This is a genomic window from Nitrospira sp. KM1 (assembly GCF_011405515.1).
In the GTDB taxonomy this organism is placed as follows: Bacteria; Nitrospirota; Nitrospiria; order Nitrospirales; family Nitrospiraceae; genus Nitrospira_C.
Map to the genome: position 1 here is coordinate 3,513,265 of NZ_AP022671.1, position 22,218 is coordinate 3,535,482.

Genomic DNA, 22,218 nt, shown 5'->3' on the forward strand with positions numbered 1-22,218 from the left:
GGACGTGTGGTGCCGAGTGTTCAAAACCTTGAAGCGATCCCACAGCCGTGAGAGCGGGAAATCATCTCGATAATCAGTCGTCGCGTCAGTCTACAGGATGACAAGATTATCTCGGTGGATCACCTCTTCGTACTCCTGTTGTCCCAGTTGGCGATTGATATCGGAGGTTTTCATTCCCTTGATCCGGCCGACCATCTCCGAAGAACAGTTGACGAGTCCCTTGGCGAATTCCCGGCCCTCTTGATCCACGCAACTCACGGGATCTCCCGCTTCAAACGGGCCGCTGACGTCCAGGATGCCGGAAGGAAGCAGGCTCTTGCCGCGCTGTGACAACGCCTCAACCGCGCCGTGATCGAGCGTAATCTTGCCTCGCGCGCGCAGGGTAAAAGCGATCCAGTGCTTGCGGCTGTTCAAGCGCCGTCCTTTGGCCAGAAACAGGCTTCCGGCAGCTTCGCCAGCCAGCACTTTTGGTAGCAGCCCCGGCTGTTGGCCATTGAGGATCAGGGTGGCGACGCCATACTCTCCGACTTTCTTGGCTGCCCGTACTTTGGTAGCCATTCCACCAGTGCCTTCAAAGGTACTCGAGAGACCGGCCCGCTTTTCAATATCTTCGTTGATCTCGGTAATCAGCGACATCAGTGCGGCGGAAGGGTGTTTCCGAGGATCTTCTGTGTAAAGTCCGTCCACGTCCGACAGGATAACCAACAAATCCGCATCGACCAGATGAGCGACCTCAGCCGCCAGTGTATCATTGTCTCCCACGCGGATCTCGTCGACGGCCACGGTGTCATTTTCGTTGATAATGGGAATGACGCCGAATCCGATGAGGGCAGCCAGCGTATGACGGGCATTCAAGAACCGTCGGCGATCCGCAAGATCGTGATGTGTGAGGAGGATCTGAGCCACCTTGACGTCCAGTCGCTCAAACGACCGTTCATACGCCCACATCAGGCGGCTCTGACCGACAGCCGCCGCGGCCTGTTTGATCGGAAGACTCTTGGGATATGCCTTGAGCCCCAGCTTCTTGATGCCGGAGACAATCGCCCCTGACGAGACGACCAGAATTTCTCGACCCCCGGACTGCACGGCGGCGATTTCTTCGCTCAATCGATCGATGCGATCCGTCCGCAATCCGGAATCGCGCGACGACACCAGGCTGCTTCCGATCTTAATGACGATCCGGCGTGAGGATGTTAGGATTTCGTCCCGCATGCGGCTGCCCGGAGGTGGTCGACCTGTTGTCCGACGAATGTGGTCAATTCAGCCAGCCCCGACCTTGTGGCGGCTGAGATGGGCAGGCATGTATACCGATGCCGGGAGCAGTAGCTCTGCAGTGCGGCGAGCCGTTCGCCTTCACCTGAGATGTCGATCTTGGTCGCAACAATCGCAAAAGGTCGCCCAATGAGTGATGGATCGTATGATTCCAATTCTCTGCGCATGACTTCAAAGCTTTCAATAGGCTGTTCCGGAGCCCATTCGGATACATCAATGAGGTGAAGAAGAAAGGACGTTCGCTCGATGTGTCGTAGAAACTGAAATCCCAGTCCCTTGCCTTCGTGTGCGCCCTCGATGAGACCCGGAATATCGGCGACCACGAAGGTGCGATCCGATGCCCATTGCACGACGCCGAGATTCGGCGTCAGAGTCGTAAAAGGGTAACCAGCGATCTTGGGCCGTGCGGCCGAGATGGCCGCGATGAGAGTGGATTTCCCGGCATTGGGATATCCGACGAGTCCCACATCGGCCAACAGTTTGAGCTCCAGGCGGAGCTGCCGCTGTTGTCCCTGTGTGCCGTGTTCGAAGTGGGTCGGGACGCGATTGGTGGATGTGGCAAAGTTCCCATTCCCTCGTCCGCCGCGCCCGCCTTGCGCGATGGTGACGGTGACGCCATCCTCGGTAAGATCAGCGAGGATCTCCCCGGTGTCGTCGTCGTAGACGACGGTGCCCACAGGGAGGCCGACAATCACGCACTTTCCTCGCCTGCCCGTGCAATTGGAGCCTGCGCCAGGCTTGCCGTCCTCGGCCTCGTAATGTTTTTGATAGCGCAGATCGAGCAGGGTGGTCAGTCGATGAGAGGCGGTAAAGATCACGTCGCCGCCGTTTCCACCGTCGCCTCCGTCCGGTCCCCCGCGCGGTACAAACATTTCTCGACGGAAACTGCAGACGCCATCACCACCGCGGCCTGACCTGACGGTAATGCGTACTTCGTCGACAAACATACGAGTCCATCCCGATGAGGTGAGTCGGAGGGACTGCCGCGAGGGCAGCCCTATATGACATCGCCGGTGAGGTGAACGATGGAAGAAGAGGAAGAGCCGCTATGAATTTATGGGCGCGGGGTAGACGCTGACCTTCTGCCGCGCGCGTCCTCCCTCGAACTTCACGGTTCCCGTTACTCGGGCGAACAGGGTGTGGTCTTTGCCGAGGCCCACATTGAATCCGGGGAAAAACTTAGTTCCACGCTGACGAACAATGATCGCCCCCGCCTTCACGGTTTCACCGCCGAACGCTTTGACGCCTAGATATTGTGGATTGCTGTCACGCCCGTTTCTGGATGAGCCGCCGCCTTTATTTGTTGCCATGGAAGGTCCTTGTGTCTATGCGGTGTGAATGCCAGTGATACGGAGTTGGGTAAATCCCTGCCGGTGACCTTTTGTGCGCCGGTAGTTTTTTCGCCGCTGCTTTTTGAACACCATGATTGAACGTGTCCGTCCTTGATTCACAATTTCAGCGGTGACTCTAGCGCCTTGCACGAGAGGCTGGCCGATGACGAGGCCGCCGGTTCCCTGCACCAGCCGTACTTGATTGAGTTCCACCGTCCCGCCGACATCTCCCGGGAGGCTTTCGACTCGAACTACGGTTCCGTTTTCGACCCGATACTGTTTGCCGCCTGTCTCTACGATCGCGTACATACTACGTGCCTCCGTAATAGAACACAGCTGTGTATCATAGTGATTTCAAAAGTGTCAAGCCGCAAACCGCATAGACCAACCACCATGAGCGGCCATGACAATCGCCATGTCGAACAATTCTGAGCGGGAGAAGTGCCTCTTTTAGGGGGCTACCGCAGTCGAGCCGGCGATTGTATTCTGAACTTCTGAAAGTGAGGGCTTCAAATATGAAGACTCATACACGATCCGTCTCCAGAAAATTTACCCTCAGGCCCTACCGCAGGATTCCCACCTGGTACACAGCCTTCTATATGACCGGTCATTCGATTGGAAAAGGCGTTGTGATGAATCTGTCACTTGGCGGCATGAGAATGCTGGGCGATCACGCTCTCAAGCCCGGCGCCGAATTGACAGTTCGCTTTGCGATCGATGACACACGCCCTCCAGTGGAAATTGCAAAAGTCTCCGTGCGATGGGCGAAAAATGGCGAACTTGGACTGCAATTCGACCAAATCAGTCCGTTGGCGTCTCGCCATATTGTGACGGTTCTTAACGAGCAAGCCAATGCGTTTCGTGAAGACCTGTAACAGAAATATAGACGGCCACCCGGCTCCATTCTCCGACGTGTAAGTTCGTGGTCTCCCTTTAGAACGATGCGCCTTCGTTCGAGTCGGCCTCGGCCTACTCGATGCCGACCGGTTGCTTGACGCTTCTTTAAGGGCGCTGCTATAGTTCGCCCGATCATCATGGAACAACAAGGAAAAATCTGGATGGACGGCTCCTTTGTCAACTGGGAGGAGGCAAACGTTCATGTGCTCACTCATTCACTTCATTACGGACTGGCGGCGTTTGAAGGTATCCGCTGCTACAAGGGCAAATCCGGATCGGCCATTTTCCGGCTGCAGGACCACATCGATCGCCTATTCGAGTCGGCGCATATCGGCATGATGGCCATACCGTTTGATAAAAAGCAGGTTGCCGACGCCGTTGTGGAGACCGTGAGAATCAATAATCTCGATGCCTGTTACATCCGTCCGCTGTTGTATATCGGACACGGGGCAATGGGCGTGTATCCTGGTGATAACCCCATTCGTTTGGCCATCGCGGCTTGGAAATGGGGTACCTATCTCGGTGATGAGGCATTGGCCAAGGGGATCAGCGCGTGTGTATCCTCATTTACCAGGCATCATGTCAACGTCTCTATGACCAGAGGGAAGATCTCTGGCTATTACGTGAATTCGATCTTTGCGAAACGCGAAGCCAAATCGGATGGCTATGACGAGGCTATTCTTCTTGATCCCGAGGGATATGTATCAGAGGGAACAGGAGAGAACATCTTCATCGTTCGGAAAGGCCGAATCAAGACAACTCCGCTTACGTCCATCCTGGAGGGTATCACCAGGAATTCGGTAATCGAGTTGGCGCGCGAGCAGGGAATCTCCGTGACGGAAGAGCGTTTCACGCGTGACGAGATGTATATTGCCGATGAAGTGTTCGTAACCGGAACTGCCGCTGAATTGACTCCCGTTCGAGAGATTGACAATCGACGCATCGGTGCGGGGCATCCCGGGCTCATCACTCAGGCTCTGCAGAAGCGTTTCTTTGCCATCGTGCGTGGAGAAGATGCTGTCCATGAGTCTTGGCTGACACGTATCTGATCGAGATCAGATCCTGACTTCCTGCCGCCAGTTCCCTTGAGCAAACACATCTCAGCTGATTTGGGACGATCCAGTCATCGATATGCAGCGCGTTGGACGCAAATGCCACCGCTTTGCCAATGGCGACGGAGGCGCAGGATGTTAGGGCAGCGATTATCGGAAGCGACGAATCAGTTTAATGTGCGGAGGAAGGGGCATCACCCGCTGGGTGGGTCTCAGTGGCCGGTTTTTCGGACGAAGTTGCGGGGGCTGGCGCAGAACTGTCTTTTTTCTTCATGTCGATTACCGTCGAAGCAAAGTTGCGCTCCTTGGCCATAATGGCAAGGGTCAGGGACGTCAACATGAATACTGCAGCAACGATCACTGTAAACTTGCTCAAGAAATTGGCCGGGCCTCGGCTGCCAAAAACCGTCTGACTCGACCCTCCGAAGGCTGCACCGATTTCAGCACCCTTTCCTGATTGGAGAAGGATGGCTCCGATCATCAGAAAACAGGCCAAAAGATGAATGATGATAACCAGTGTGTGCATAGTTCCCTATTCAATGTACCGCGGCGCGGATGATTGTAGCAAATGAATTCACGACGAGACAAGCCCCACCGACAAGTGCTCCATCGATTCCTTCAGCCGACAACAACGCGCCGGCATTGTGAGGTGTCACACTGCCTCCGTATAGGATGCGAATTGTCTCGGCTGCGTCTTTGCCCCACCGCTGGCCGATGAAGGTACGGATTACCGCATGCACTTCGACGGCCTGCTCCACCGTCGCGGCCTTTCCGGTCCCGATCGCCCATACTGGCTCGTAGGCAACGATGACCGAGGTTAAGTCACCGGCGGTCAACTGGTCCAGCCCCGACTGCAGTTGTTCCGTGATCACGTTGTGAGTCTGCCCGTTTTCACGTTGTTGCAGAGACTCGCCGACACAAAGAATAGGTTGAAGCCCATGAGCCAGCGCAGCCTGCACTTTCTTGTGAATGTCGGGGTTGCGTTCTCCAAACAGTGAGCGACGTTCGGAATGACCAATGAGTACGTGGGTACAACCCAGATCGCGCAACATTGGACCTGAAATCTCTCCAGTAAACGCCCCTTGAGGCTCCCAGTGCAGATTCTGTGCTCCCAGCCCGATCCCTGAAGAAGGTCCTAATGTCTCCCGTACCGCTGCGAGCGCGGTGAACGGCGGTGCGATGACGACATCGACCCTGGGAGAGGTCGAGAGGTGCGCGACCAGCTCCCGGACGCAGGCAGATGCCTCCGAGGCCGTCTTGTTCATTTTCCAATTACCGACGATGAGCGGCTTTCGCACGGTGTGTTCCGCGGAGGACTGGTGAATAGGGCCGGCCGATTGCCCTAGTCCCGTCGTTCAGGCAGGGCGGTCAGACCAGGGAGTTGTTTGCCTTCCAAGAGTTCCAGCGCCGCACCGCCCCCGGTTGAGATAAAGGAGATGTTTTCGGACTCTCCGGCGCGATGAACGGCCATCGCTGTTTCTCCTCCACCGACAATCGTCAATGCATAGGCATCTGCAATCGCATGGGCGACTGACAGCGTACCTCTGGCATAGGCGTCAACCTCAAATACTCCCATGGGACCGTTCCAAAGGATCGTTTTTGCATTCTGGACCGCTTCGTTGAACAGTTTGACCGACGCAGGGCCAATATCCAGCGCGTACCAACCCTTGGGGATTTCTTGGACGGGAACGATCTTGGTTTCCGCTCCGGGTTCGCGGCTTGCGGCGACGACGCAATCGACGGGAAGGTAAAATTTCACACCGCGTGAGAAGGCATGGTCTTCTATGCCTTTCGCAAAGTCCAGCATGTCGTTTTCGACGAGGGAATTCCCGATTTCAAGCCCCTTGGCTTTTAGAAAGGTAAAAGCCATGCCGCCGCCGATGATGACCTTGTCGACTCGTTTGCCGAGATTCTCAATGACGCCGATCTTACCGGACACCTTGGCGCCGCCGAGAATGGCCACGAACGGACGGACGGGATTTTCGACGGCTCCTTCGAGGTATTCGATTTCTTTCTTGAGCAAGAAGCCGGCTGCCGCCGCCGTAATGAATTTCGTAATGCCGACTGTCGAGGCATGGGCCCGGTGCGCAGCGCCGAACGCGTCGTTGATATAGACATCGCCGAGGTTGGCGAGCGCCTTGGAGAAGGCCTCGTCATTTTTCTCTTCGCCGGCATGGAAGCGAAGATTTTCGAGCAACATGACGTCGCCCGGATTCATCTTAGCCACCAGTCCTTCAACGGTGGAGCCGATGCAGTCGGGCGCAAAAATGACATTTTTCCCCAGAAGTCTTCCAAGCCGCTTCGCGATCGGGGCGAGACTGAATTTGGGATCGAACTTACCGTTTGGCCGTCCCAGATGGGAGCAGAGAATCACTTTCCCGCCATCGTCAACGACGCGGTTGATGGTCGGAAGAGTGGAACGGATGCGGGTGTCGTCGGTGATCTGCAAGGAATCGTCGAGCGGAACATTGAAGTCCGCGCGAATGATCACCCGTTTATTGGCGAGGGTCAGATCGTCGATTGTTTGCTTGTGCAGATTCATGAGAAATCCTTCGAGCGGAAGCGAATCGGGCGTCCTAGGCAGTTCCGCCGTCAGCGGTTCTTGGCCTTGGCGGCAAGCACCTTAATAAGGTCGCGCACGCGGCACGAATATCCCCACTCATTGTCATACCAGGCGGTGACTTTCACCAACCGCTTGTCGATCACGGCTGTCAATGGCGCATCCACCGTCGCAGAGTGGTCATCGCCCTTCTGATCGATTGACACGATCGGATCTTCGGAATATTCAAGGATGCCTTTGAGTGGACCGCCGGCGGCCTTCCTGAAGGCTTCGTTCACGGCGGCGACATCGCAATCCTTTTCAGTTTCGACGGTCAGGTCCACCAAGGAGACGTTCGGCGTAGGGACTCGGATGGCGAGACCGTCCATCTTGCCCTTCAGTTGAGGAAGAACGAGATGCAGAGCCTTGGCCGCACCGGTGCTTGTGGGGATCATTGACATTCCGGCTGCCCGCGCGCGGCGGAGATCCTTGTGCGGGAGGTCCAGCAACTGCTGATCATTGGTGTAAGAATGAATTGTCGTCATCACGCCATGTTTAATGCCGAAGTTCTCGAGCAGCACTTTGGCGACCGGCGCCAAACAATTTGTCGTACAGGATGCATTCGATACGATGTGATGGGTCTTCGGATCGTACTTGTCGTCATTGACCCCTAGCACGACGGTGAAATCGGGATCCTTGGCGGGCGCAGAAATGATGACTTGCTTCGCGCCGGCGGACAGGTGTTTGCCCGCCCCCTCGCGGTCGGTGAAGCGTCCGGTGGACTCGATGACGACTTCGACATTCAGCTCTTTCCAGGGCAGTTCTTTAGGATCCTTGACTGCTAAGACTTTGATCGGCTTACCTTCGACAAAAATGTGATCATCCTTGGCCTCAACCTTGCCCTTCAAAGTCCCATGGACGGAATCATATTTCAGCAAGTACGCTAGTGTCTTGGCATCTGTAAGGTCGTTGATCGCGACGAAATCCAACTGTGGATCACCGAGGGACGCCCGTAGAACGTTCCGTCCGATTCGACCAAACCCATTGATTCCGACTCTGATGGCCATGGCAACAGTTCCTCAAAGAAAAAATGAGCCGGTGAATCCACCGGCTCGAACGATCGCCGATAGTATCGGCGACGTCACAGCATTGTCAAGTCATACGAAAGGGTAAACCCGCGTGGGATTAGGTGTTTCGCATGTATTTGCCGCGCAGGAATCCCTTGCCGGATTGAGCAGGTTTCACGCCTTGCGTCACGGTAAGTGGTTGTTTAGAGTTTGCGGGATAATCTTATGAAGAAACGGAGACAATTGTGAATCTTTTCGATCTTGCGAAGCAGGTCCTGGAATGGGACAAGCTTCTGGAGATCTTGGCCTTACAGGCCCGCTCATCGATGGGGGCAATCCGTTGTCGTTCGATGACACTAGCGGAAGAACTGGGAGAGGCCCAACGTCGACAACAGGAAACGATGGAAATGGCGGTACTGATCGAAGGAGCCGATCCTTTTCAGGCGGTAGCATTCCCGGACGTCCGTGAATCACTGACCAGAGCGTTCAAGGGAGGGGTGCTCGATACACATGAACTTCGTGACCAGGCGCTGATTATCGCTCTTATCCAGGATACGTTCCAGTACATTGGCCGGCATCGAGATGCGGTGCCGGCAATTGCCAGGTTTGGAGATGCCCTGCAACAGGCAAGAGAACTTCGCCCCGTCGGACTCGCGATCCAAGCCTCTATCTATGAAGACGGATCAATCAAAGAAACAGCGACACCGGAACTCAGACGGTTGACGCAGTATGCCAACGGGTTAAAGCAGCAGATCCGCCAGGACCTCGATCGGATCCTGCACTCCACGCGATATGCTGAAGCACTGCAGGAACATTATTTCGATCAACGTGAAGGACGCTATGTGGTGCCGATCAAGGTCGAAATGCAAGGTCGGGTGGCGGGTATTGTACATGATGTCTCGTCAAGCGGGGCTACTGTCTTCATCGAGCCGCGCGAACTTCTTGACTTGAACAATGCCATCAAAGTTGCAGACCTCGAGATTGACAGAGAGATCCGTAAAATACTCCGAGAATTGTCGATCGCGGTGGCGAATCGTGCCGATTTGATTAGAGCCTGTATCGAGGTATTGGCCGAACTCGATGAGATCATGGCCCGTGCCGTTTTCAGTCGTCTCCTGCAAGCGAATCCGGTCACGCTCAATATCGAGGGGCGTGTGATCTTGAAGCAGGCACGACATCCCTTATTGGCTCTGTCAAAACCACACATCGTGCCCAACGATATCAAGCTGGATGAAACCATCGATGTCTTGATTGTTTCTGGTCCGAATACTGGCGGGAAGACTGTCACACTTAAAATTGTCGGGCTCTTTGCCCTTATGGCGAGGGCTGGTCTGTTGCTGCCGTGCGCACCCGGATCCGAGATGGCGATATTTTCGCAAGTATATGCCGACATCGGGGACGCTCAAGACCTGTCCAGAGACCTCTCTAGTTTCTCGGCTCATATGACCCAGATGATTCAATTGCTGCGTGAAGCGAGAGCGGCGCGCGAACTTCGTCCTGTTTCGACATCCATCCATTCGCTCGTGCTGCTGGATGAACCGGCGACCTCGACCGATCCCATCGAAGGAGCCGCGCTGGCCGAAGCATTATTGTGCCGTCTGTCTGAATTGGGCATGAAAGTCGTGGCGACGACTCATTACCAGTCTCTCAAAGCGCTTGCCCAAAGCACCTCGGGGTTTGCCAATGCCAGTGTGGAATTCGACGTAAGCACGCTCTCTCCGACCTATCGATTGTTCATGGGAATTCCCGGCGGATCATCGGCCATTGAGATCGCGGGGCGTTTAGGTATGGAAGATGATCTCTTGGATGACGCCCGACGAAGGATGGATAGGGATGATCGAGCCGTGGAGCGCATGTTGGAGGACCTGCATGCCAAGCAACGCCGTCTATCCGCTGATCTCGCCAGCGCAGTCAACGCGAGAGAGGAGGCGGACACCGCAGTGCGACTTGCCAAGGAACAGCTGGCGAGGTTGGAAGCCACGGACAAAGAACAACGCAAGGATTTCCGGAAAAAACTGCAGGAACAATTTAGCCGAGCCAGGGCTGAAGTGCAGGCAACCGTTGACGAAGTGAAGCGGGATCAGCGATTGATCAAGGCCAGAGAAGCGAAGCAACGGCTCCACGCTCTCGAAGCGCAGGCGACCAGCGAACTCGTTCCGATCGGGGAAGCCATTCCGCTCGACAAGCTGGTGGCGGGTGATCGGGTCGAGATCGGAGGGTTGGGACTGACCGGAACGCTGCTGGAGCCGGTACAGGGCAGGAAGCGCGTGCGGGTGAAGGTCGGGGAGGGAGAGCTATCGGCAACTGTCTCCAGTTTGATCGGGCTGCCCCGCGAATCCGTCGCTTTAGGATCTCCTCGATCCATTCAGCATGATTTGCCAAAACAGCGGCCGTATCATTCCGATGCACAACCGGTCGTTGATGTGAGGGGACGGGCAGTTGACGACGCGTTGGATGAGGTGGTTGCGGCCTTGGACCGGGCCATCTTGTGCGGTGAGCCGATGCTGCGAATTATTCATGGCCACGGAACAGGCAAGCTGAAATCGGCTCTGCGTGAGTATCTGAAGGGATCACCCTATGTCCAAACATTTCGAGCCGGCGACCGCTCGGAAGGTGGAGACGGGGTCACGGTGGCGAATCTCCCTTGAGCGATGCAGGGTGCAACGGAGGCTGTCGGTTGATGGAATAGGCACATTATTCCGATCCGGATATTTCAGTCAGGCATCAAGGCGTCAGGAATAGATCTGACTGGCGAGACGACGAACGTGGGAGATAGAGAAAAATCGACTCCAAGAGGAGCTTGGTGATGCGGTACCAGCACGCGGTGAAGCTGCGCACGTTTCGCAGCCTGTATTTTGAGATTGATTCTACCGACACGCCCGATCCGGCCGTCCGAGTAAACGGTGCCGGTGAGAACAGAGCCGGCATGAACCCGCTTCCCTTGGGCCGGGCTGATACCGTGAGGCCGACCATCGCGGAAAGGCTGTCACCGGAAAGCTGCACGTCCGGATATGGGCTGGTCGGCTGGACGGTCCAGGAGTCTGTCGACAGCTCGAGATATCCGGCCACCTGTCTTATCGCCCGCTCAGTCGCGAATTGCGCCACGGGAGAAAATCGACCGGGCTGATCATGAAATCACACCGTGAGCCCGCGGCGGTCGGCCCGTTGCTTCACGGCGACGACAATGTCTGTCACGGATCCCTGCGATGGCGTATCACTGGTAACGCTCAGAATGGGTATGAGTTGCTCATGAGATTGTGCCTCCTCCATTGCCGGAGTCACCGTCCAGAGCATCAAGCAGAGGCAAAGTCCGAATAGGCGACGACAGATTTGAGGCATGAGATGAATCGTGTGTTCGTTGTGAGCCCTCATCATGTCGGCAGGACTTCGCTTAGACTTGAGTGTTTTGCCATCCGATGTCGAAAGTGAGCAGTGAGAAGCACGCAAGCGGTTGGTCGCGAGAAATTGGCCGAAGCGTTTGTGTGAGCAAAAGCTTGGAAGCAGGTCGTGGAACGGAGGGCGTTTTATTAAGTGAGATGATGTTTGGCCATGCGATATCGAAGAGTATTGCGCGTCATCTTGAGAAGCCGACTGGCCTCTGTGACGTTGCCCGCGGCCTTATAGAGAGCTTCTTCCAATATTTTTTTCTCCATCTCCTGGAGAGACAGGCCGAATGCCAGTAGTGAGAGCTCTCCGTGGGAGGATCTGGGCGAAGGTTCCGCCGGATCGCGAAATGACGAGGGAAGATCGTCTACGGTGACCATTTCCTGTTTGCACGTGATCGTGAGCCCCTCGACGACGTTGTGCAATTCCCGCACATTGCCTGGCCAATCATGGCGTTGAAGCCTCATGAGCGCAGCTTGCGTAATCCCTCTGATTCGATGGCCATGAGCCTGTCGACTGCTTTCAAGGAATGCATGAAAGATCGGTTCAAGGTCTTCTGGTCGTTCCCGGAGGGAAGGGATTCTGAGTTGATAAACATTCAAACGGTAATACAAATCCAAGCGAAAACGTCCGGCCTTGATTTGTGCGGGCAGATCTTCATTCGTTGCAGCAACCACCCGGATGTTCACGGGTACGCTGCGGGTGTCGCCGAGGGGATCAACTTCATGCGTCTCCAGCACTCTGAGCAGCTTGGCCTGGGCAGAGGGACTCATCTCTCCGATCTCGTCGAGGAAGAGGGTGCCGCCTGCTGCCGATTGAAATCTCCCTTGCTTGGCATGTTTGGCATCGGTAAAGGCGCCGCGTTGATAACCGAATAATTCGGATTCGATAAGATGTTCGGGAATCCCTCCGCAATTGAGTGCGACGAACGGCCCGCGAGACCGTGCGCTGCCGAGGTGAATGGCCTTGGCGAACAACTCTTTGCCCGTTCCGCTTTCACCGGTGATGAGCACTGTCGCGTCTGTCGCAGCAACTTCGAGTGCCAGGCGTTTGAGCAGCTGCATCTGAGGAGACAGGCTAATGAGACGATCGAATCCTTCCTCCTGATGGGAACGGTCGCCGGAGTGTGAAGCTGTTCTCCGTTCGAAGCGGGCGAGCACAGGCCGCAAGGCCTCCACGGTGAACGGTTTGGCGAGATAGTCGTTCGCGCCATCCTGAAGCGCCTGCACAGCGGCTCTTGCCGAATCTGTCTCGCCCAGCACGATTATTGGGATTAGGGGAGCCAACTTCAAGATTTCTGATATGACAGTTCGGCCATGGATTTGCCCACCACTTTCGTCGATCACCGCACAGACAACGTCCTGAGACCGTGAGAGCGATTCGAGCCCTTCGTTTGCCGAACGGCTAACCAGGAGGGAATGGTGAGTGCCTGAGAGAGTCTCCTCGAGCAGGCGGTGGGAGTTAGGATCGGCTGAGATGAGCAGAAAGGTCGAAGGATGCATCCCGCACCCTCGGGTCGAATGTGACGAGCACTGGAACGTATTCTTAGCCTACTCCTATCTGCGGGAGTATGAAAGGGGCACGGTCACGAAGCCCGTGATTCATTGTCTTGAGCAATCGCAGCATTTCGCATCAAACCCGCGTGTTTGGCCCTTTTGAGTGGACTGGAATGAAATGTCTCGGCGAACCGGGCTTCGGTGAAATCGGTCAATTCGTCCAGACGCGGGGCAAGGGTGCCTGGCTGAGGCAGGAACTCGGCATGAACCGAGGGGTCCGCGCGAAGGTTAAAAGGACATACATCCAGACAATCGTCGCAACCGAAAATGTGATTTCCTATTGCCGAGGCCAGGTCGTCAGGTATCGACTCACGGTCTCCGCGATACTCGATCGTCAAATACGAGATGCACCGTCTTGCGTCCACCACGTATGGTTCGGAAATGGCTCCCGTGGGACATGCCTTGATGCAGAGAGAGCAACTGCCGCATAGATCGGTGCCAGGTTCGTCGCCCGGCAATTCAAGGGTCGTAAGAATTTCACCGAGCAACAGCCAGGACCCATGATCGGAAGATACAAGGTTGGAATGTTTGCCGATCCAGCCGATTCCCGCCTGCTGTGCCAGTGATTTTTCCATGATAGGTCCGGTATCGACATAGACGCGTGTCCGTGTATCGGGCACCTGTTCAAGAATCATCGCCTCCAGCTGACGCAATCGTGATTCCATTACGCCATGATAGTCCTTTCCCCAGGCGTATCGGGCGATGCGGCCCAAACCAGGACCTTCCGTCGGACGGTGTCCCGTATTGTAATTCATGGCGACGCAAATAATGGAGCGGCATCCCGGCAAGATTCGCCCGGGATCGGCGCGACGAGCCGGATCCCGCTCCATCCATGACATCGACGCGTGATAACCACGCTGGAGCCATTCTTGAAGCCGCCTGAGCCGTTGGGGTGCCCCGTGTTCGGAAGGGTCTTGTCTCAACGAAATGATACCGACGGCATCGAATCCGAGGGAGCGGGCTTCATGCTTGATCCTCTCAGCGGAAAGCATGGCGCGGGTCAATGGGGATTGCAGTCGAACCGAACGATAAATTGTACGGTGCACTGGGCGGAGGTGCAGCGTCCGCAACTTCCGGTAATTCTGGTTTTCCAGTCGGTTGATTTGTCGTCGAAACGGCAGACCGTTTTGCCGCCTTTAGAAATAGTCGTCCAGGGTCTATCAGTACCGGGCGTGCGGGCGACCAAACAACCGGCCGGGATCGGCACCTGGCAATTCCGGCTAGTCTCGCCCTTGCCCATGCCGAAACTACAGGATCGCTCCGTAGTGGCTGGAAAACTGGGCGTGTCTTGCGCCATTGCTAGAGGGGAGGTCCAAAGAAGCCATCCAGAGATCAGGCAAACGATTACAACCAGGTGCCGCAGGAGTTGCATACGGCAGATCGTACCACAGGGCTTACGCTTGCGGCTATGCTTGCGGCCATGATGGACTCTGCGTAGAATGCGCCCAGGTTCAGGGCATCATCTTCTCCCAGGAGGGATCATGCTGGCGACACGGATACGGCAGAAGGAAGGGACGTTCTATTTCATCGGGTATCAGGCGGTGGATCTGCTGTCGAAAGTCCGATTCACGAGCCGATATTTTTTTGAGGGAGAGGAACTGGCCCAGTCCAAGTTATCGGATAACGACGAGGTCGCTCAATTCATCGCCGGCATTGAACGGAGCGAAAAGGGATTTCAACGATTATTGAACCGGCAAAAGATCAAGCAGATCGTCAATTTCTACGAAACGGTCGTCGTCCAGCCCATGATTCCGGGCACAGTCCTGTTATTCACTGACGAAACATTGCGATTTCAACGGTCTGCTGATTCCGAATCTATCGGACATCTGAGCGAACCCAAAGGAAAGTATCTGATCATCGATGGTCAGCACCGGCTGGCCGGGCTCCATTTCTTCCAACAGCGTCATCCAGATCAGATCAGCAACGTCGAGGTGCCCTGTATCCTGTTCGACGGTCGAAGCGGCGACTTTGCTACGGAGATGTTCGTGATCATCAACAGCACGCATACCCGCATCAATCGCTCCCACCTGGTGGACCTGTATGAGAAAGTATCCTGGGAAAGTCCTGAGAAGAAATTCTCGGCCAAGGTCGTGAACATGCTGTACGGGGAAGATGATTCGCCGCTTCAATACAAGATCAACAGACTCGGTGGCCGCAGCAGACAGGAAAAATGGGTGCTCCAGTCGGAAATCTTCAACGAACTCCTCAAAGTGGTGATCGCACACAAACGGTGGATGGAATCCCATTTCGACATGAAGGCGGACCGTCTGTATGCCTTGATCCGGGACTACTTGAAGGGGGTCAAAGAGGTCATGGAAAGTGTCTGGGGTGACAACGATCGGTATATGTTTACCCGCGACGTGACGCTCAAAGCGTTGTTCCGGGTCCTGGACGATATCATTGTGGACCGCAAGCTTGTCGCCGATTGGGAAGCTCAGCGCTCGCCCAAGCCGTTTGCAGAACTGCTTAAGCCGTGGGCCGCTCTTGGGAAAGAGTTCAAGGCGGAAGGATTTTATGAGCGGTTCCCTGCGAAAGGGCAATTGGAACGCGTTCGCAAGATCCATCAGCGATTATTGGATGCGATCGTCGGGTAGAAACACCGGCTATCGGTTGGTGCACATTGCCGTACTCGGTCTGGCCGTTCTTCTTCCCATCTGTCCACTTCAACTCTTCGCCGCTTTGGATTCAGGGGAAGTAGACGTCACGACAGGGGCGGATGGGGCCATCCATGCCAAAGCGCACCTGCTCTTTTCTGCCGCGCCTGAAATCATCTCCGCGTTGTTGACGGATTATGCGCATTGGCCCGATTTGTTCGAGGTGCGCATGCGCGTGGCAAGTGTGACGATGCAGCATGGCGTGGCGACGACAGACCTGCGGATCGAGCATGCACTGATGCCGGGGGAGCGCCGGCTTATTACAGAGTCGCGCCAATTCCCGGACGGAAGGATCGTCACGGATCTTGCCGGCGGTGGTGATTTCAAGCGATATCATCGTGAGTGGAGGCTTGGAGCAGGCGCGACTCCGAATCAAACAGTCGCCGATTTTGAACTGATCGTTGCGATCGACACCATGGTGCCGGACTGGATGATCGCATTGGCCACGAGGCGCGAACTCGAATCTCATTTTCGAATTGTGAAGGAGAAGGCTGCTCGGCGGGCTACTCAGGAAAGGTGAACGTTGTGTTCTCGGCCTTGTCGATGCCCTGTTTGACCAGTCCGCCGATATCCAGAGCCCGCTCGACTTTGCGGATGTCATCGAGGCGAGTCTTGGTGCTGGGGTGGGCGGGGGTGAAGAGGGAGCAGCAATCCTGATCCGGTTCAATGGAAATAGGAAAGGTTCCAATTCTCGTAGCTTCCTCCGTAATTTCCAGCTTGTCCATGCCGATGAGCGGACGGAGAATCGGAAACTCCGATGCTTCTTCGATCACGCAGAGGTTCTCCGGAGTTTGCGACGCTACTTGGCCGAGACTGTCTCCGGTCACAAGACCCCAACAATGTTCCCGGTTAGCAAATTCCCCGGCGATTCTCACCATCAAACGGCGATACAGGACCACGCGATACGGAGCCGGTGCCCTCGCGACGATTTCCCGCTGAATTTCTCCGAATGGCACGACATATAGGCGGCTGTGCCGTTGGTAGGCGGACAGCAACTTGACCAGTTCGTGCACTTTTTCTTCCGAGGCCCTGCTCACGAGAGGCCGCCCCGTGAAATGGACAAAGACCGCATCGCATCCTCGCTTCATCATCCGATAGGCGGCCACCGGTGAATCGATCCCTCCTGAAATAAGACAAGCCACCGTTCCGCTGACTCCGACGGGCATTCCTCCCGGACCCTGTATCTTTCCCGTCGAATAGAAGGCCTCTTTCGACAGCAACTCGATGTATACCGTCAGGTCAGGGTCGATGAGCCGTACCTTCTTATTCGTCGCTTCGCGCAGGTGTTCCCCCACGGCACGTTCCACATCCATGGAGGTGAGGGATAGTCGTTTGTCGGCCCGTTTGGCCGTGATTCGAAATGTGTCGAAGGCGCGATGTTGCACGGCCTCCGCCGCTCCGCGCATCAATTCTCTCAGGTCGGGATTCGCGAGGTCCAGCGGGACGGATTCAGCGAGTGAAAAATTTGCAATGCCAAACACCCGTGCCAGACGCTCAGTCACAATCTGGTCGTCAAGTTGCGCGGGGAGGAGGATTCGAATGCGGCTCCGAAGACGCTCGATTCTCTTCACCCCGAGGTCTTGGAGCACGTATCGTATGTTAAGAACAAGACGCTGTTCGAAAAAGTTCCGGTTGCGCCCTTTGAGCGCGAGTTCATGATAATGGACAATGACGCAACGCATGGAGGTGATGGTGGCCGCTTACATGGGCATGGAATGCCGGCTGAGCACCGCGTGACGAAGACGGTCAGGCATGAAGGGATTCCAGATATCGCTCTGCATCGATTGCGGCCATGCAGCCCGTTCCTGCGGCCGTGACTGCCTGGCGGTAGACGGGGTCTTGGACATCGCCGGCTGCAAATATTCCTGGGATACTGGTCATCGTTCCGCGAGAAGTCCTGATATACCCTCTCTGGTCCATGTCGAGCTGGCCAGAGAACAAGGCCGTATTTGGACGATGACCGATGGCCACGAACACTCCGGCACCGGGGAGCTCAGCGGTCTTCCCGGTGACGATGTTTTTCAGCTTGGCTCCGGTCACAAACGCGTCTCCAAGGATGTCCTCGACCACCGAATTCCACACAAAAGCGATTTTTTCGTTTTTTAATGCACGGTCCTGCATAATTTTCGATGCCCGAAGTCTGTCTCGCCGGTGGACTACCGATACTTTTGTCGCGAATTTCGTCAAAAAGGTCGCTTCCTCCAGTGCACTGTCTCCTCCTCCGACCACGATCAATTCCTTGCCGCGGAAAAAAAATCCGTCGCAGGTGGCGCAGGTGGACACCCCGTGCCCCGTCAGGCGGAGTTCATTTTTCAGCCCGAGCTGAATTGCAGAAGCGCCGGTGGCGATGATCACGGCCTTCGTTTCAATGGTGCCTCCTGAGTCCACATCGATAGTAAATGGGTGCGCACCGAATGCGACCTTCGTCACGTCTCCGGTCAAGAATTCTGTACCAAAGCGCTCGGCTTGCCCGCGCATTTCTTTCATCAACTCCGGCCCCATGATGCCTTTGGCGAATCCAGGAAAGTTTTCCACTTCTGTGGTTGTCGTAAGCTGTCCACCCGATTGCCACCCTTCGATCACGAGAGGAGACAGGTTCGCTCTCGCCGCATAGACGGCAGCGGTGAGCCCGGCCGGTCCTGAGCCGATGATGACCACGCGTCGCACGCAAACAATCTAACACAGCGCCGCTTGCGATTGACACGGCGCCATTAAGCCAGCCGCTTCAGACTTTTGTAGAGAGCACGTACGGCGGTATGGAGTTGTTGGGGCGAGTCCGATCCGTCGAGTATCCAATTCGCCCGTCTCGCTTTGCGATCCAGCGGCATCTGGCTCTGGATCCGCCGGAGGGCGTCCGCTCTGTTGAGACCATTGCGCTGCCTAAGTCGCATCAGTTGCGTTGATTGGGCAGCCGTGACGACGATGGTGTAATCCACGCGCCTATCGATTCCCGTCTCGAACAGCAGAGGGACATCGTAAATCACCACCACTTTGGGGTTTCTCGTGGTTGCAGCCTTCGTCAACCGCCGTTGTTCGCGAGCAACAAACGGATGAACGATGTTTTCCAGCATGCGGCGTTTGGCGCGGTCGCGAAAGACAACTGCGCCCAAGGCGCAACGGTCAACGGTTCCGTCAGGATTGAGAATCCCGGTTCCAAAAGCCTTTCGAATCTTTCTCCAGGCGGGTGTGCCTGGAGTCACGACCTGGCGAGCCAGCCGGTCCGCATCGATCACCATGGCCCCTAACCGTCGAAACATCAGAGCCACAGTACTTTTCCCTGTTGCCACGCCTCCAGTCAGACCTATCAGGATCATGGCGGGCGAGAATACCATGCTGATCAGAGACTTCCCATACGAAATCCGTCGGTTGACTTCTCGAAGGATGTCCCTGTAAGAGCTAAACCCATGCGTGTTGGAAGCGGCATCCATTTTGCGGCGATGGTCCTGGTTGCTTGTCTCGACCCTGCGTTTGCAGCCGAACCGGTCAACCAGACCGCTCGTACCATTGTCGTGGCGCTGGACGGCAGCGGCGACTTTATATCCATCCAGGAGGCAGTGGATTCGGCCAAGAAAGGAGACACGGTGTTTCTTAAGCCTGGCCGGTACAGTCAGGACGTCACTGTTCATAGTAAGGAACGGGTCAAACTGGTAGGCGCGGGACGCGACGCAGTGACCCTGGTCGGTCGCGAGGATGTGGTGGGGGTGCTACACGTCGGCAAATGGCCTTATGGAGCCACGGACATAGAGATCAGCGATATGACCATTGAGGAACACGGCGGTCACGCCGTCGGTCTGTTCAATGGCCGAGGAGTGACTCTTCGCAGATTGACCGTGAACGGGATGCTGTTCAGTCAGCAGTTCGATGATATACGAATCGAAGACTGCGCAATCGGAGGCAGTGAGACTACCGGTGTACAATTTGCCGATTCGCAAGCGGTACTGCTCGGCAATTTCATCCATGACAACGACCACGGGGTCAATGTTGCAGGGAAATCGAAAGTTCGGCTAGAGCGAAATATCATTGTGAGGAGTTTGTTCGAGGCCATCGTCGTTACGGACAAGGCCAAAGCCACACTGGTAAGCAACACGCTGGTGAAAAACGGGGGTGGGGTGGCGTTCCTTGGACAGTCGGAGAGTGAAGTCAGCGGAAACGTCGTTGGACTCAATAAGGTCGGATTTCTCGTGGCATCTTCCAGTCGGGCTACCACCTCCTATAACTCACTATATGGCAACGAGTGGGATTATGGGCGTGCTGGTACTCCCAATGAACCGGCACCTGACCTCAAGCAACAGTCAGATATTACCGGAGACCCGTACTTTGTCGATCCGGCCCATGACGATTTCCGTCTGCGCGGCGACACTCCGCTACGAAAAATCGGCGAGTTTCCATTCCTCGGCGCCCTCCCCCCCATTACCACCTCTTCCCCATAGTTCAAACTTTTCCCTATAACGCAAATAAAACCTGCGCTTACAATGTCGTTGGCGTTCAAGCGACGATCATGTGCTATGCTGTTTGTATCTGACGATTGACCACAAAATGGTTGGCTCAAGAATTGCTGGGTATTAGCCGATATCTGTAACAAGAACAAGCCTGAACGCAGTCATTAAGAGGAGCAGACAGTGGCGAGTTACCGGCAAGATTTGGAAAAAAGGTGTGGGGACGGGATTCCCTCACTAGACGATATCGAGCCGGGGAAAATCGTCGGAGCCGTCATTCCCATGTCCGAGCGTGCCCAGACACAAATGCGGGATAGCATAGAAGTGATCGACTACTTGCTCAATCAAGAACGCGTTGTCTGGAGTTAGCCCTGGTCCTTCCCACCTTCTCGCAACTGCACCGTTGACATCGGTTGAGTTCCTCCGTAGCCTGCTGCGAGTCCTGTCGATAGCTATAGAGTTACAGGGATAGAATTTCACTCCAGAGCGTCCGCTAGGGTTTCACGCGATGTGGCCGCCATGCCGATCATGTAGGTGCGGCTCGCAATGTCGGACATTGCTCATGTATGTTCGATCTGCACCTGTCGGTATGCTTGTCCTGCTCTGTTCCGCTGGTTGCAATAGCGATCTTCCCGATCCGGCCACCACGGCCGTGGACGAACTCAGAGCGAAAGTGACTCTGACGCGCGTAGCCACTCATCCATTTCTTGCACGGTTCAACCTCAAGTTAGATGTGAATGTGAATGAAGCGTGCTCAGCGTCGGCCGACCTATTTCCCGACACGGGCGGCGTGAGCAGGCGAAATCTTTATGTCAGGTCCGACGGCCGGTTATACGTCATAGGGCAATTCGATGTCCGAGCGTTTGATGCAAAACAATGTCAGGTGTCTCTTGTTGAGTTCCGTTCGATTCAAGACGGGATGCGATATTTGGGGACATTCGATGTTGACCGTGAGAAGGGGTGGACATTTGTTCCTGCCTCCGTGCGGCCTGAGCGGCTGTTCGAGAAACTCTAGAGCAGGGATTGGGTCTGTAACGGTTCAGATCAACGAACTCGACAGGATGCCATAGACGACCAAATCACGAGACTCACAGGATCTATGAAGCAGCCGATTATCGGATATCATCAAGACGAACAGGGAGATTGGGTCGCCGATTTGGCGTGCGGTCATGGCCAACATGTGCGCCATCATCCACCCATGACGAACAGGCCATGGGTACTTACGGTTTCCGGACGACAAGACCATTTGGGCAGCTTTCTCGATTGCAAACGATGCGAGGAACCGAGTTCATTTTGACGATTTTCTTGGGACTCCTAGCCCGCCGGTGCTACTCTCTTCTTGCGCTGCATTCTCTAACATTCCGAGGACATCTGCCAGGTGGGGGATACTGCTATGACCACACTTGCTATCGGGAAGGCGGGATCCGCTGAACTCAAAGATCAGCGGAGGCTGCATCGAATTCAAAAGGGATATGCATTGTGGATTGGCTTGCTCTTGTTTTTGTATTCATCGTTATTCTTCACGCTCGCCTTCTTTGGCCCCCATCTACAACCGCTCATGACGCTTTATACAACCCGATCTCTCATCGAACGGCAGGAAGCGGCAGTGGAACTCCTGACATTGAGCGAGACCGTTTGGGTAGCCGTACCAGTTCTGTTTTTTGGAGCGGTCGTGTTCAGTCTCATCCTCACAAGGCGCGTCGCAGGCCCGTTGAGGAATCTGGAACTGAGCGTTGGAGAATGGGCTCAGGGGAATCTGACCGCTCGATTGCAGTTCAGGAAAACGGATAGGCTTGATCATTTGGCGACATCGATCAACGGAGCCATCGAAACCATTGAAGGAGCGTTCATCACCGTTTCGGGGGAGCATACTCGAGCACTCACTGCACTCGACAGAGCCCGGGCGGCCATTCAGTTGTCCCCAGCATTGTCTCAGGATCTTCTCAAAAATCTGACCGACGCCTCGGAAGCTTTAACCCGTGCTGAGGCATCGGTCGAGCGATTTCGATTCAGAAAGTCGAATTAGGGTC

At 55.5% G+C, this 22,218-nt stretch carries 25 protein-coding genes; 10 read left to right on the forward strand and 15 right to left on the reverse strand.

What is annotated here, in order from left to right:
• Positions 1–90 precede the first annotated feature (90 nt).
• The 4 genes from proB to rplU all read right to left on the reverse strand — a co-directional run bounded on the left by proB (position 91) and on the right by rplU (position 2,912).
• Positions 91–1,212, reverse strand: a complete 1,122-nt coding sequence (gene proB / locus W02_RS16560; protein WP_173049667.1) for a glutamate 5-kinase — start codon at positions 1,210–1,212, stop codon at positions 91–93.
• Positions 1,194–2,219, reverse strand: coding sequence for a GTPase ObgE (gene obgE, locus W02_RS16565; protein WP_173049669.1), 1,026 nt, complete (start codon positions 2,217–2,219; stop codon positions 1,194–1,196). The genes proB and obgE overlap by 19 nt, the downstream gene beginning before the upstream one ends.
• Before the next feature lie 99 nt (positions 2,220–2,318).
• Positions 2,319–2,582, reverse strand: a complete 264-nt coding sequence (rpmA, locus tag W02_RS16570) for a 50S ribosomal protein L27 (protein WP_173049671.1) — start codon at positions 2,580–2,582, stop codon at positions 2,319–2,321.
• Between the two features lie 15 nt (positions 2,583–2,597).
• The gene (gene rplU, locus W02_RS16575) at positions 2,598–2,912 is read right to left on the reverse strand and encodes a 50S ribosomal protein L21 (protein ID WP_173049673.1); all 315 of its coding nucleotides are present in this window, start codon (positions 2,910–2,912) and stop codon (positions 2,598–2,600) included.
• 206 nt (positions 2,913–3,118) lie between these two features.
• Here rplU and W02_RS16580 point away from each other — a divergent pair, with 206 nt between their 5' ends.
• Positions 3,119–3,478, forward strand: coding sequence for a PilZ domain-containing protein (locus W02_RS16580; RefSeq protein ID WP_173049675.1), 360 nt, complete (start codon positions 3,119–3,121; stop codon positions 3,476–3,478).
• A gap of 159 nt (positions 3,479–3,637) precedes the next feature.
• A complete protein-coding gene (locus W02_RS16585) occupies positions 3,638–4,549 on the forward strand; it encodes a branched-chain amino acid transaminase (protein WP_173049677.1) in 912 nt (303 codons plus the stop codon).
• Between the two features lie 175 nt (positions 4,550–4,724).
• Here W02_RS16585 and secG read toward each other — a convergent pair whose 3' ends face one another.
• Genes secG through gap form a run of 4 tightly spaced genes read right to left on the reverse strand, consistent with a single transcriptional unit; the run spans position 4,725 to position 8,158 of the window.
• The gene (gene secG, locus W02_RS16590) at positions 4,725–5,078 is read right to left on the reverse strand and encodes a preprotein translocase subunit SecG (protein WP_173049679.1); all 354 of its coding nucleotides are present in this window, start codon (positions 5,076–5,078) and stop codon (positions 4,725–4,727) included.
• Between the two features lie 10 nt (positions 5,079–5,088).
• Positions 5,089–5,850: a triose-phosphate isomerase gene (gene tpiA / locus W02_RS16595; RefSeq protein WP_173049681.1), complete on the reverse strand. Its 762-nt coding sequence runs from the start codon at positions 5,848–5,850 to the stop codon at positions 5,089–5,091.
• 44 nt (positions 5,851–5,894) lie between these two features.
• Complete coding sequence (gene pgk, locus W02_RS16600; RefSeq protein ID WP_197742046.1) at positions 5,895–7,094, reverse strand: phosphoglycerate kinase; 1,200 nt, start codon at positions 7,092–7,094, stop codon at positions 5,895–5,897.
• Between the two features lie 50 nt (positions 7,095–7,144).
• Positions 7,145–8,158, reverse strand: coding sequence for a type I glyceraldehyde-3-phosphate dehydrogenase (gap, locus tag W02_RS16605; protein ID WP_173049683.1), 1,014 nt, complete (start codon positions 8,156–8,158; stop codon positions 7,145–7,147).
• A 245-nt stretch (positions 8,159–8,403) separates the two neighbouring features.
• Between gap and W02_RS16610 the strand changes: the two genes are divergently transcribed.
• The gene (locus tag W02_RS16610; RefSeq protein ID WP_173049685.1) at positions 8,404–10,806 is read left to right on the forward strand and encodes an endonuclease MutS2; all 2,403 of its coding nucleotides are present in this window, start codon (positions 8,404–8,406) and stop codon (positions 10,804–10,806) included.
• A gap of 65 nt (positions 10,807–10,871) precedes the next feature.
• Here W02_RS16610 and W02_RS22230 read toward each other — a convergent pair whose 3' ends face one another.
• The 4 genes from W02_RS22230 to queG form a co-directional block, all read right to left on the reverse strand.
• Entirely contained in the window at positions 10,872–11,114 is a 243-nt protein-coding gene (locus W02_RS22230; RefSeq protein WP_173051528.1) for a S16 family serine protease, read from the reverse strand.
• 179 nt (positions 11,115–11,293) lie between these two features.
• The gene (locus W02_RS16620; protein ID WP_173049687.1) at positions 11,294–11,497 is read right to left on the reverse strand and encodes a hypothetical protein; all 204 of its coding nucleotides are present in this window, start codon (positions 11,495–11,497) and stop codon (positions 11,294–11,296) included.
• A gap of 188 nt (positions 11,498–11,685) precedes the next feature.
• The gene (locus W02_RS16625; RefSeq protein ID WP_173049689.1) at positions 11,686–13,044 is read right to left on the reverse strand and encodes a sigma-54 dependent transcriptional regulator; all 1,359 of its coding nucleotides are present in this window, start codon (positions 13,042–13,044) and stop codon (positions 11,686–11,688) included.
• 83 nt (positions 13,045–13,127) lie between these two features.
• A complete protein-coding gene (queG, locus tag W02_RS16630; protein WP_197742047.1) occupies positions 13,128–14,090 on the reverse strand; it encodes a tRNA epoxyqueuosine(34) reductase QueG in 963 nt (320 codons plus the stop codon).
• 489 nt (positions 14,091–14,579) lie between these two features.
• Here queG and W02_RS16635 point away from each other — a divergent pair, with 489 nt between their 5' ends.
• Positions 14,580–15,692: a DGQHR domain-containing protein gene (locus tag W02_RS16635; RefSeq protein ID WP_173049691.1), complete on the forward strand. Its 1,113-nt coding sequence runs from the start codon at positions 14,580–14,582 to the stop codon at positions 15,690–15,692.
• A complete protein-coding gene (locus W02_RS16640) occupies positions 15,676–16,272 on the forward strand; it encodes an SRPBCC family protein (RefSeq protein ID WP_173049693.1) in 597 nt (198 codons plus the stop codon). Before W02_RS16635 ends, W02_RS16640 begins: the two co-directional genes overlap by 17 nt.
• Here the strand turns inward: W02_RS16640 and thiI are convergent.
• The 3 genes from thiI to coaE form a co-directional block, all read right to left on the reverse strand.
• On the reverse strand, positions 16,256–17,434 hold the full coding sequence (gene thiI / locus W02_RS16645) for a tRNA uracil 4-sulfurtransferase ThiI (protein ID WP_173049695.1): 1,179 nt from the start codon (positions 17,432–17,434) through the stop codon (positions 16,256–16,258). The genes W02_RS16640 and thiI overlap by 17 nt on opposite strands.
• Before the next feature lie 64 nt (positions 17,435–17,498).
• A complete protein-coding gene (gene trxB, locus W02_RS16650) occupies positions 17,499–18,419 on the reverse strand; it encodes a thioredoxin-disulfide reductase (RefSeq protein WP_173049697.1) in 921 nt (306 codons plus the stop codon).
• Between the two features lie 44 nt (positions 18,420–18,463).
• Positions 18,464–19,084 (reverse strand): dephospho-CoA kinase, encoded by a 621-nt coding sequence (gene coaE, locus W02_RS16655; protein ID WP_370467945.1) that lies wholly within the window; start codon positions 19,082–19,084, stop codon positions 18,464–18,466.
• 72 nt (positions 19,085–19,156) lie between these two features.
• Between coaE and W02_RS16660 the strand changes: the two genes are divergently transcribed.
• From W02_RS16660 to W02_RS16680, 5 genes are all read left to right on the forward strand, one after another.
• Positions 19,157–20,182 carry a right-handed parallel beta-helix repeat-containing protein gene (locus W02_RS16660; RefSeq protein ID WP_173049699.1) on the forward strand — a complete coding sequence of 342 codons (1,026 nt, stop codon included), beginning with the start codon at positions 19,157–19,159 and terminating at the stop codon, positions 20,180–20,182.
• A 189-nt stretch (positions 20,183–20,371) separates the two neighbouring features.
• Positions 20,372–20,557 carry a hypothetical protein gene (locus tag W02_RS16665; protein WP_173049701.1) on the forward strand — a complete coding sequence of 62 codons (186 nt, stop codon included), beginning with the start codon at positions 20,372–20,374 and terminating at the stop codon, positions 20,555–20,557.
• Positions 20,558–20,750: 193 nt separating this feature from the next.
• Complete coding sequence (locus W02_RS16670) at positions 20,751–21,203, forward strand: hypothetical protein (RefSeq protein WP_173049703.1); 453 nt, start codon at positions 20,751–20,753, stop codon at positions 21,201–21,203.
• A gap of 84 nt (positions 21,204–21,287) precedes the next feature.
• Positions 21,288–21,485: a DUF3565 domain-containing protein gene (locus tag W02_RS22235; RefSeq protein WP_173049705.1), complete on the forward strand. Its 198-nt coding sequence runs from the start codon at positions 21,288–21,290 to the stop codon at positions 21,483–21,485.
• Positions 21,486–21,581: 96 nt separating this feature from the next.
• Positions 21,582–22,214 carry a methyl-accepting chemotaxis protein gene (locus tag W02_RS16680; protein WP_173049707.1) on the forward strand — a complete coding sequence of 211 codons (633 nt, stop codon included), beginning with the start codon at positions 21,582–21,584 and terminating at the stop codon, positions 22,212–22,214.
• Positions 22,215–22,218 lie beyond the last annotated feature (4 nt).